Here is a 12,508-nt window from a genome sequence, read left to right as displayed (position 1 = left end):
AAGATACTAGATAGTGTATCCAATCTAGCCAATTAGAACAAGCAAAAAAAAGACCAACTTTAACAGCTCGGTCTTTTGATTTATATATTTACCTATATCTTCAATTCATATATTCTCTACATAAAATAACCGTATCGTTCTCTAACGATTGCTTGACATCAATAATCCGTTGATTCGATGATCCTCTAAATAAAAGTTCATGCGACTTCTGCGCTTCTACAAAACGACCATCAACTAAAACATCAATCTGTCGAAGCAACAACAGACGATCTTCATAGTGTGGATTACAATCGTTCATTAGTTCTTCCCATCGATATCCTGTATACATCCAAAGATCGAATCCACAGTTCTTAGCTTCAATAGCAATCGGTAGTAATGCTTTAGCTTGTAAAATCGGATCACCACCAGAAAAGGTTATACCTCGTTGTAACTTAGAAGAACGAATCTGCTCAATGATTTCTTCACAAGATAGTTCAAAGCCATCATCTAATGGATGTGTCTGCGGATTGTGACATCCTTCACATTTATGTGGACAACCTTGTGTCCATAAAACCATTCGTAAACCTGGTCCATCTACAATACTATCGACCGTAAGCGGCGCAGCAACTCGTACCTTCATCTTGTATGCTCCTTAACCATTACGTATGTTTCACACGATCCATTACTTCCGCTTTTTTCGCATTATTAAATCGCTCTACCGTTCCAACTAAATAACCTGTAATACGTCTAATTCTATCAAACTTCGTATCGCTTCCTTTTTCACTGCGACCGCATGCCGGACATGTATCACCTTCAATAACGCCTGAATAACCGCAGATTGGATCACGATCAACGGGATGATTAATGCTACCGTAACCAATTCCTAGTTCCTTCATGGCCCGAATAATACTTTCAAACGCTTCTAAGTTATGTGAAGGGTTACCATCTAATTCAATATACGTAATATGCCCTGCATTCGTCAGTGCATGATACGGTGCCTCTGTTTTGATTTTATCAAAGGCATTCATTTTATAATAAACAGGAACATGGAAAGAATTTGTGTAATACTCGCGATCTGTGATACCCGCAATAGTGCCGAACTTCTCTCGATCAATAGCTGTAAAACGCCCAGACAGCCCTTCTGCTGGGGTTGCAATTAATGAGAAGTTCAAACCATATTGAACAGCCGCTTCGTCCATTCTCTTGCGCATATGGCGAATGATTTGCAATCCTAACTCTTGTGATTCTGCACTTTCACCATGATGCTTGCCTGTCAAGGCAACTAAACACTCTGCTAAGCCAATAAAACCAACAGTTAATGTCCCTTGCTTAATGACTTCCGATAATTGATCGTCCCAATCTAAATTCTCAGAGCCTTGCCAAATATGTTGCCCCATAAGGAACGGGAAGTTCTTCACACATTTGCTACCCTGTACATCCATTCTCTCAAGCAATTGGTCAATCACTAAATCTATTTTCTCATCTAGCTCGTTAAAGAATGCTTTCCTATTACTTTCATGAGCATATACGAGTCCATGTTTAATTCCTAGACGCGGTAAATTAATTGTTGTAAACGAAAGATTCCCTCGCCCACTTACAATCTCTGAGCCACAGGTATTACCTAAGACACGCGTACGACAGCCCATATAAGTGGCTTCTGTTTCCGGCTTTCCTTCAACATAATACGCTGCATTAAATGGTGCATCCAAAAAACTAAAGTTAGGGAAAAGACGTTTAGCAGATACTCGACAAGCTAACTGGAATAAATCATAGTTCGGATCCTCTGGATTTAAGCTAATCCCTTCTTTTACCTTGAAAATTAAAATAGGAAAAATCGGTGTCTCACCATTGCCCAGTCCGCTTTCTAATGAAAGTAATAAATTCTTTGAAATCATCCTTCCTTCAGCTGACGTGTCTGTTCCAAAGTTCACACTTGAAAAAGGGACTTGAGCTCCCGCACGTGAATGCATTGTATTTAAGTTATGAATAAAAGCTTCCATCGCTTGATACGTTTTTTGATCTGTTTCTAGTTGTGCTTCTTTATATGAGAAGTTTTGAATTTTTTCAACGAGCTGTTCATCTATATGAAATTGATTCATGAATAGCTTTTTCTCTATACTCTTATATGCATCCGTTAAAGATAATTGCAGCTGAGTACCACTTAAATCCTCAGCTTCCCGTACTAATTCTTTTAACCCTTCTACCTCCTCTGGATTATCCAAAAACTGTATTGCCTTCCGTAAGTGATTTACATACGACTTCTTAAATGTTTTCTTTACACCATCTGCTAGACCATAATCAAAGAAAGGAATACTTTGACCACCATGTTGATCATTCTGATTGCTTTGAATGGCAATAGCAGCTAATGCCGCATAACTAGTAATGTCGTTAGGCTCACGCAAGAACCCATGGCCCGTTGAGAATCCACCTTTAAAAAGTTTTTTCACATCGATTTGACAGCAAGTTAATGTACCCATATTTAGAAAATCCATATCATGTATGTGAATTTCACCACAATCATGCGCATATGCATACTCAGGCTTTAATATATTCGCCTTACAAAATTCTTTTGAAACCGTACTCCCATATTGAAGCATCGTGCCCATCGCAGTATTTCCGTCAATATTAGCATTCTCACGTTTTATATCAGCCGCATCGGCATCTAAAAATGTAATTTCTTTAATTGATTTCATTAATCTACTCTTCGAATCACGGATTCTACTACGTTCACCACGATATAAAATATATTGCTCACTCGATTTCACATGACCGCTCTTAATTAAAGTTCTTACTACTACATCTTGTATATCCTCAACACTAGGAATACTACCTACAAATCGTTCATCCAAAATTGTAATAACTTCATCTGCTAACTTCATTGAAGTCTGGTGATTCGCTTGTTTTCCCTCTCTAGTAGCTACTTGCTCTGCAGCTAAATAAATAGCATTCGTGATTTTTTCTTTATTAAATGGTCTTATTCTACCGTCTCTCTTACACACTTGATCAATCATTACAATCCCCCATCAAGCTATATATTGATTACAGAAATAAACATAGCACAATATATAGTTTAAATATCAAAAAAAATCCCCTCTAACTTAAGTTAAAGGGCACATCCGTCTATTAATTTAAATCTATCAAAATACAAATTTATCGTCAATGTCAGTTAAAATAAATACTAGTATTGTAAAATAATCTTATTAAAAAGTTCACTTTTTATCCATTTACTCATAACTTTTCATTTAGTTAAATGAGTATTCGTGAAATATCAGTTACTCAATTTTTCATAGCTTTCTAAAAATCCTGCAAGCTTAACGCGATCTAAAGATCAATAGAGCATGAAAGAAAGACAAAACATACCATTCAAATGTTTTGATAATGTCGGTTTTCGCATAAATAAAAAAAGGTATCCTCAAATTGATAAACAATCTGAGGATACCTTTTTTCCTTACATGTTTTCCTGTACTGGTTTCTTCCAGAAACCAACAAGTAGTGCTGTAACAACTGAACCGATTATTAATGATACAAAGTACATAAATGGGTTTTCTACTGCCCAGATTACAAAGATTCCTCCATGAGGAGCTTGTAATGTACATCCGAAGAATAATGCAAGTCCCCCTGCTACAGCGGAACCAATAACAGAACTTACAATTACACGAACTGGATCTGCCGCTGCGAATGGAATTGCGCCTTCAGTGATGAAAGATATACCCATAATATAGTTTGTTTTACCAGCTTCTTTTTCAGCTTTTGTAAATTTATTCTTAAAGAAAGTTGTCGCTAAAGCTAAACCAAGTGGTGGAACCATACCGCCAATCATAACTGCTGCCTGCGGTGCAAAGTTACCTGCATCAATCATCGCAATACCGAATGTGAAGGCTGCTTTATTAATTGGACCACCCATATCAACCGCCATCATACCGCCTAAGATTATACCCAGAAATACAATGTTAGTTCCTGATAAACCGTTCAACCATTCTGTTAATCCATCCATTATTAACTTCACAGGTGGATTAACTACAAACATCATAATAAGACCAGTAATAAGAATACCTAAGAATGGATATATTAATACTGGTTTAAGACCTTCTAAAGATTGTGGTAAACCAGCGAATATCTTCTTCAATCCAATAACGATATAACCTGCTAAGAAACCAGCGATCAAGCCACCAAGGAAACCAGCTCCACCTGAAGCTGCTAACATACCACCAACCATACCAGGAGCAAAACCTGGACGATCCGCTATACCCATAGCAATAAAACCGGCTAGAACAGGTACTAATAATGCGAAGGCATTACCGCCACCAATTGTACTTAATGCTTCTGCAATCGTACCTTCTGCTTTAAATCCACCAATTAAGAATGATAAAGCAATTAATAAACCACCACCAACAACGAATGGTAACATATTCGATACACCATTCATTAATGGTTTGTAGAAATATGAATTTCCACCTTTAGATGATTCATCTTTCGAACTAGATTGGCCACTTGCTTTATAAATTGGCGCATCTTGATTGACCGCTCTATTCAATAGCTCTTCTGTTTTACGAATTCCAGCAGCTACAGGAACTTCAATCACATGCTTACCATCAAAACGATCCATTTCCACTTTTTTATCTGCTGCGACGATGATTGTTGTTGCTTTCGCAATTTCTTCATCAGTAAGCTTATTCTTAACGCCTGTTGATCCATTAGTTTCTACTTTAAAAGGGACGCCCATTTCTTTCGCCTTAGCTTTTAAAGCATCTGCTGCCATATACGTATGAGCAATTCCCGTTGGGCATGCTGTAGCGGCAAGAATTAGCTTTTCATCTTCTTTCGTTTCAACAACAGTTTCTTCTGCACCGTCTGCTTCCGATTCTTTACGATCGATGATAGAAATAACCTCATCAGGTGAAGAAGCTCCTAATAACTCTTTACGGAATGTTTCATCCATTAATAGTGAAGATAGACGTGATAATGTTTCTAAATGCTCATTATTCGCTCCTGCACTAGCAGCAATCATGAATAATAGATTAGCTGGTTGACCATCTAATGATTCGTAATCTACACCTTCAGCAGACTTTGCAAAGCAAATCGCTGGGATTTTAACCGCTTCCGTCTTCGCATGCGGAATAGCGATACCTTCACCAATTCCTGTTGTACTTTGTGACTCTCTCTTTAAAATTGCTTGTTTAAAAGTTTCTAAATCATTTAAACGTCCAGCTTCATGTAATTTCGCCGACATTTCATCTATTGCTGCATCTTTCGATTTAGCAGCTAAATCAATAATGACTGTATCTTTTTTCAATAAGTCTGTAATTCGCATGATATATCATCCCTCGCTGCATTATAGTTTCGTTATTTCCACTTGATCCAATAAAGACTCGATTTTTTCTTTTGAAGCTAAGTCACGGCTAAATGCTGTCGCACTTCCAGTAGCAACTGCATATTTGAAAGCCTTCACAAAATCATTTTCTTTCGTGTATGTTCCAATAAACCCAGCTACAAGTGAATCCCCAGCTCCAACTGAATTCAACACTTTTCCCTTAGGAACTGTTGCGGTATAAGTTGCTTCTTTAGTGAATAGTAAAGCTCCAGCCCCTGCCATTGAAACGATGACATTCTCTGCACCCATTTCAATAACTTTACGACCATAAGGAATTACTTCTTCTACCGTCTCAATCTGTACTTCAAATAAATCGCTCAATTCATGATGATTTGGTTTAACTAGAAACGGTTTTTCTTTCAATACTTCTGCTAATATCTTCCCACCAGCATCTACTATTACTTTTATTCCTCGCTCACTATATTTAGCCGTTAAATCTGAATATAGTGTCCTTGGTAGTGACGGAGGAATACTTCCTGCTAAAATGAGTACATCTCCCTCTTCAAGCTTCTCTAGCTTTGAATATAACGTTTGAATATTATCTTCTGTTAATGAAGGACCTTGTCCATTAATCTCTGTCTCTTGTCCGGTTTTCAATTTAATATTGATTCGAGAATCATCGGTAACGTTTACAAAATCATGAACAATGCCTTCAGCTTCTAAAGAGTCTTGAATAAACTTGCCTGTAAAACCACCGACAAAACCTAATGCTTTAGTTGAAATGCCGATATTCGTTAAAACACGAGACACGTTTATACCTTTTCCACCAGGAAACTTACTTTCACGATCAATAACATTTAAGGCATCTAACTGAAATTGATCGACTTCAACGATATAATCGATAGAAGGATTTAGTGTTACTGTATAAATCATGATGTCACAACCTTCAAGTTTGTTTTCGCTTCAAAATCTTTTCGAAGCGTAGGATCTAAATTAGATGTAATAATGACAGCTTCCTCAACATCAGCAACTTTCGCAAAGAAGGTCTCCTTAAATTTCGTTCTATCAGCTAACACATACGATGTTTCAGAAAGACTTATTGCTACTTTTTTAAGAGCTGCCTCTTCAGGATCAGGTGTCGTAAAGCCACTTTGGACAGTCACACCGTTCATGCCAAGAAAACTTTTATCAAATCTATATTGTTTTAAATTGTCTATAGCTACTGATCCTACAATAGCATTTGTATTACTTTTAATTTTTCCACCTATTATATATGTCGGGATATTTGCCGTAGTTAATGCTTCAACATGCATTAAACCATTTGTAACAATAACAATCTTCTTGTTTGCTAGAAATGGCACCATCTCTGCAACAGTACTTCCCGCATCAAGATATATACAATCTCCATCATGAATGCAACTTGCAGCTAATTCTGCAATGGCTTTTTTATCATGACGGTTTTTGGCTGATTTATCTTTCATATTCGGCTCATCAACTTTAGAATATGGAAGCGTTGCTCCGCCATGGATTCTTCTTAACAACCCTTGTCCCTCCAAAAGAGCTAGGTCCCTTCGAACCGTTGATTCAGAGGAATCTGTCTTATATACCAAGGTTTGCAGGTCTACAACACCATGTTCAGAAAGTAATTCAAGAATAATATGGTGACGTTCTGTAGTTAACATACTGTCACTTCCTTTGTTAAGAATATCAATAGTATAAAATAAAATCACGTCACATTCAATCAATATCGACCAAAAGCAATCAAATCGTCACAAAAAATAAACCGCCTACTTATTGTGGCGGTTTTTAATAACATTTATTTTTTTAAAAAAGTTTACACGTGAGATACAATCAGTTCCATACTACCAATAAGTTTATATTCACCAAAATTATATGGAAGTAAGAAATGTGCACCTTTTTCTAATACATGTTCACCATCACTACAAACAAGCTTTCCATCTCCATCAATCACGCTACATAATAAAAATGGATATGACTGCTTAAATGAAGCTTCTCCATGTATCTCATACTTGTCCACTGAAAAATATTCATTTGCAACAAAATGAGTCACTTTCGCTTTCTCAATTTGTTCCGTTTCAAATGCTAATTCTTCATTAACAAACGGTACTGTAATAACATCTTTCGATTTTTCTAAATGTAATTCTCGTGTATTTCCTTTATCGTCTTTTCGATCGTAATCATATAATCGATAAGTAGTATCTGAATTCTGTTGCGTCTCAAGTACTAATGTACCTTTACAAAGCGCATGTACAGTTCCACTAGGTACATAGAAGAAATCACCCTTTTGAATCTTTACAATACGAAGTAATTTGTCCCATTCTCCATTATCAATCATATTTTCAAGTTTTTCTTTTGATTGAGCATTATGACCAAAAATCAGTTCAGCATCTTCATCACAATCAATAATGTACCAACATTCCGTTTTGCCAAGTTCACCATTTTCATTCTTATTTGCATATTCATCATTTGGATGAACTTGAACAGATAAATCATCATTCGCATCTAATATCTTAGTAAGTAGAGGAAAAGTATCACCTTCTATATTACCAAATAATTCACGATGCTCTTTCCATAAATCTGCTAAGGATAGCCCTCTAAAAGGTCCATTCTTTACAACACTTGGTCCATTTGGATGAGCAGAAAAAGCCCAACACTCACCTGTTTTATCTGACGGAATGTTATAACCAAAAGACGTTAATCTTGTTCCTCCCCAAATTCTTTCTTGAAATATTGGCTCAAAAAACAATGGTTTCACGATCAATCCAACTCCTTCATACTAATGTTCTTTTTTCATATCTGAATCAACTATATAATAAAAGCAATGGAGGCCTATCCTCCATTATAATGGTGATAAGGCCTCAGTTGCTTTATTCAATATTTTCTAATAGTTGATAGGCTTCCTCTTTAGTTTGAGCAGATAATAATTGTTCTCTAAACCCGTCATCCATTAGCTGTCTAGAAAGCATTTGAAGTATCTTCAAGTGTTCATTACCTGCACTTCTTTCAGGAACAGCAATCATGAAAATTAACTTGGCATCTGTTCCATCAAGGCTTTTCCAATCCACGCCATCTTTTTTAATACCAAATACGACACGAGGCTTTTTCACGGCTTGTGATTTACCATGAGGAATAGCGATGTTCATACCAATTCCTGTTGAGCTTTCCTTTTCACGATTAAGGATTGCTTCTTTAAATGCTGCTTTAGAATCAAGAGCACCAACAACGTTTAATTTTTCAATCATTTCATCAATAATTTCTTCTTGAGTCGTACCTTTTAAATCTGTATCAATTAATTCATAACTAGTGATATCTGTTAATTTATTAATACTTTGCACTTCTTCTGCTTGTTGCACTTGTTTTTCTTTTGGTTCTGTCATTGTTTCTTGAACCTTTGGCGTTTCAGCTTGCTCCACATCTTTCTTTAAAAGAGTAACCATAATAGCAGTTACGATAGAACCAGCAATAACAGCTACGAAGAACATTAATACATTATCTACTGCACCAAGTACCGCAACAATTGGTCCACCATGTGCAACTCGATCTCCTACATGGGAAAGCATCGCAATAACTGAACCAGTCATAGAACCAACCACAATACTAGGGATAACGCGAAGTGGATCTTGGGCAGCAAATGGTATTGCTCCTTCTGTAATACCAAATAACCCCATTGTAAATGCTGCTTTACCCGCTTCTCTATCTTGTGCTGCAAATTTACGTTTACTTACGAATGTAGCAAGACCTAATCCAATTGGAGGGATACAGATTGCAACAGCAATAGGTCCCATAATTTCATAGTTTCCTTCTACAATCATTGCTGAACCGAACATAAATGCTACTTTATTGAATGGTCCACCCATATCGACAGCAATCATTGCTCCTAAAATCATTGCCAAGAAAATAGAACTTGTACCTTGCATACCCGCTAACCAATCCGTTAACATTTCAAAAACTTGAGAAATAGGTGCTCCAATAAATAGAATAAATGCTAAACCAACTATAAGGGATGCAAATACCGGAATAACGATAATTGGCATAATTGGCTGAATAGCCTTTGGTACTTTAAGCTTTTTAATAGCTAATACGATATAACCAGCAAGGAAACCAGCTACGATACCACCAAGAAATCCTGCTCCTGCTTCACTACCATAGAAACTCCCAGTCGCTGCAATATAACCACCGACCATACCAGGCACTAATCCAGGCTTGTCCGCAATACTAAATGCAATGAAACCAGCTAAGATTGGTACCATGAAGGAGAACGCCGCTCCACCAATATTGTTAATCGTGAACCAAATTGAATCCTCAGGAATCACAATTCCACCCGGAGTATTTTCTCCACCAAGTGCAAGTGAAATAGCTACTAGTAATCCACCCACAACAATGAATGGAACCATATAAGAAACCCCGTTCATTAAATGGCGATAAATAGCATTCACAATACCTGATTTATTAGTTGATTCTGTACTTTCATTAGAATCTACTTCTGATTCTTTATACACAGGTACTTGATTGTCTTCAAATTGTTTAAATAGTTTTTCAGGGTTTCGTATACCTTCCTTAACCCCTACCACCAGTAAGCGCTTACCTTTAAAACGCTCTTTATCTACTTTTCGATCAGCTGCAATGATAATTCCATCAGCTTCACGAATTTCTTGAGCCGTTAATGCATTCTCAACACCAACTCCACCTTGGGTCTCTACTTTCATTTGGATTCCCAATTTGTCAGCTGCCTTCTGAAGGTTTTCAGCGGCCATATATGTGTGAGCAATACCATTTGGACATGAAGTGATTGCTAATAATTTCATATCTCTTTCCTCCTCTATTGCTGTAACAGTTTTAGCTTTTGCTATCTAACTATTACTATACAGGGAGTCTTAAAATATATAGTTTTGATTTTTACCGTAATCTCCGGAAAAAAGCTACTATTTAAAAATTTAATACGCTCTTTCTTAAATAATAGCCGCATTGACTTCATTACATACGATTAAGTGTATGTAAAAAGGTCATCGTATCAGTCTCTTTAATCAGTGATTCAATCAATTCGGGCTGCTCACTTAACCAAGATAACTCCTGAAATAATTGCTTCATTTCATCTTGATTCTCATTTTTGACCGCTAACATAAATACTAAAGATACTTTTTCTAATCCCCATTCAAGCGGCTGCTTTAATGTCGCGATAGCTATAGCCGGCTGCTTAATCAACTTAGGGTTGCCATGTGGAATGGCTATACCAGCGCCAATGGTAGTTGAGGACATTCTTTCTCTCATAACTGCATTTGCAACATACTCTTTTTCAACATAACCCTTCTTATATAGAGCATCAGCTAACTCTTCAATTAGCTTAAAACGATGTTCTGATTCCACTTGTAAAAAAACTAAAAATGGATTTACATACTTCATAAAACTAGACTGCTTAGATTTCTTATTGGAAGGATGATCAAGTTGTTTAATAAAATCCTGCAGTTTCTTTTCCTCTGCTACTGATAATAATGGAGACACTACAATGTAAGGAACTTTCGATACTTTCAAATCAATGGTGGAAATCACCAGTTCAACATGATGACTTGCTAAATATGACTTTAAATCATCTTTGGAAATACAATCTTGAACGTCTATAAATCGAAAGTTTTTTTCAATCTTCGTCCGTAACAATTGAGACATACCAATACCCATATGACATACTACAACAGCCTTTTTCATTTTGCCCTCATTTTTTTCAAATCGTTCGACTGACGCTTGAAAATGAAGAGTAAGATAGGCAGCCTCTTCCTCCGGTATTGTAAATGGAAGTTCCGTACTAGCATCTTCTAAAACAGTCATGATCATATTAAACATATACGGGTACATATTCTTTATCTCGTTTAACATCGGATTAGAAACGACTAATCCATAGTTTAATCGATTTAAAGTGGTATATAAATGAACTTTCAATCCATCAATAAGCACTTGATCCCTAGCATAATCTATTGCGTATAAACCAGACATCCCTTTAATTAAATGATTCAGTAAATTTGTCAGAATCATATTATTTTCAGTAAAATCAATTGTTTCCACTAATTCATCATTTTCTTGATAACGAAACTTACCTCCCAATATATGTAAAGCTAAATATATAATTTCATCTTCCGGAAAATGAACAGCAAATAAAGGTTCTAATTTTTTTAGAAATTCAATCGTCATCTTATGTTCTTTTTTATTACGCACTTGAATCATTGTACTTTCATAAATGGACATTGGTTGATTTAACTTCACTCGTTTAATCATAAATAACGTATGAACAAGCAAGCCTTCAAATGATTCATCTGTAAAGTATAGAGAATAACGCCTCTGCAACGATTTTAACTCTGTTTTTACAATATCAATTTCATGTGATGAAAATTGCTTTTTAATGAAATTATACGATAGGTCCGGATTGTTAACTAGCTCTGAAAGCCTAGCTAATGCTCTCCTTTTATTCCCTTCAACACCTTCAATACTTAAGCCTATCTTCTGTTTTGAAACGAGTGTTAATTCAAACATTTCTAACCATTTTTTTATTAGATCTAGATCTTTTTTAATAACAGCTCTATTTACAAAATACTGTGATGAAAAATCATGAGCAGTTATGGTTTTCGTGCTCATTAAAAGCTGATAAGCTATTTGGAGCTTGCGTTCTTCATCTGAAATATATTCATTATGTTCATTAACTAGATTAAGGATGTTATATAAATTAACTTTCTCATGGTTCTCTATATGGAGATGAACACCCAATCCTGGTTTTCTAACTAATGAAGCATTGGAATTCTCAATAAGGAATTCTTCTATCTTCTTAAAGTCATTACGAATCGTTTTCTCGGAGCATCCAACCTTTTCGGCAAGATCATTGACTAATATATATTGCTGCGACTCTGTTATTAAAATACATAATATATCCCTCTGTCTTGTATTCATAAGTTGTTCCGCCTTCAAATTTTAAATACTATTTTTAATCTCCTACATATAAGAACAATATATCCCTATCAGGAACACATAGTCATTATATACTATAAATCTTATTCTAACCGTTTATAAAAACGGTAAAATAAAATATATGAAATAAGCATCCTTCGATAAACCTTATTTCTTAACTAAAATTAAACAGTGTTTGTTTATTAAGTTCGCCCTAATAAAAAAAGACCAGCTAAAAAGCTGATCTTTAGTAACCTGGCAACGTCCTAC

8 protein-coding genes are annotated in these 12,508 nt (G+C 35.9%); all 8 read right to left on the bottom strand.

The features are described from left to right. Window positions 1-100 precede the first annotated feature (100 nt). Window positions 101-619 (bottom strand): anaerobic ribonucleoside-triphosphate reductase activating protein, encoded by a 519-nt coding sequence (gene nrdG / locus V7014_RS01670; protein ID WP_335503449.1) that lies wholly within the window; start codon window positions 617-619, stop codon window positions 101-103. Between the two features lie 19 nt (window positions 620-638). Then, window positions 639-2,990: an anaerobic ribonucleoside triphosphate reductase gene (locus tag V7014_RS01665; protein ID WP_335503443.1), complete on the bottom strand. Its 2,352-nt coding sequence runs from the start codon at window positions 2,988-2,990 to the stop codon at window positions 639-641. A 437-nt stretch (window positions 2,991-3,427) separates the two neighbouring features. Continuing rightward, window positions 3,428-5,290: a PTS fructose transporter subunit IIABC gene (locus V7014_RS01660; RefSeq protein WP_335503439.1), complete on the bottom strand. Its 1,863-nt coding sequence runs from the start codon at window positions 5,288-5,290 to the stop codon at window positions 3,428-3,430. A gap of 21 nt (window positions 5,291-5,311) precedes the next feature. Then, window positions 5,312-6,223 carry a 1-phosphofructokinase gene (gene pfkB, locus V7014_RS01655; protein ID WP_335503436.1) on the bottom strand — a complete coding sequence of 304 codons (912 nt, stop codon included), beginning with the start codon at window positions 6,221-6,223 and terminating at the stop codon, window positions 5,312-5,314. Beyond that, complete coding sequence (locus V7014_RS01650) at window positions 6,220-6,972, bottom strand: DeoR/GlpR family DNA-binding transcription regulator (protein ID WP_335503433.1); 753 nt, start codon at window positions 6,970-6,972, stop codon at window positions 6,220-6,222. Before V7014_RS01650 ends, pfkB begins: the two co-directional genes overlap by 4 nt. Window positions 6,973-7,124: 152 nt before the next feature. Continuing rightward, window positions 7,125-8,072 carry a mannose-6-phosphate isomerase, class I gene (manA, locus tag V7014_RS01645; RefSeq protein WP_335503431.1) on the bottom strand — a complete coding sequence of 316 codons (948 nt, stop codon included), beginning with the start codon at window positions 8,070-8,072 and terminating at the stop codon, window positions 7,125-7,127. Window positions 8,073-8,178: 106 nt separating this feature from the next. Continuing rightward, window positions 8,179-10,116, bottom strand: a complete 1,938-nt coding sequence (locus V7014_RS01640; protein ID WP_335503428.1) for a PTS fructose transporter subunit IIABC — start codon at window positions 10,114-10,116, stop codon at window positions 8,179-8,181. A 169-nt stretch (window positions 10,117-10,285) separates the two neighbouring features. After that, window positions 10,286-12,241 carry a BglG family transcription antiterminator gene (locus V7014_RS01635; protein ID WP_335503425.1) on the bottom strand — a complete coding sequence of 652 codons (1,956 nt, stop codon included), beginning with the start codon at window positions 12,239-12,241 and terminating at the stop codon, window positions 10,286-10,288. Window positions 12,242-12,508: the final 267 nt, after the last annotated feature.

Source organism: Bacillus sp. JJ722, from assembly GCF_036963345.1.
Lineage (GTDB): Bacteria > Bacillota > Bacilli > Bacillales > DSM-1321 > Bacillus_AD.
The sequence above is the reverse complement of the archived record's forward strand: the minus strand, read 5'-3'. Positions and strand labels throughout refer to the sequence as shown.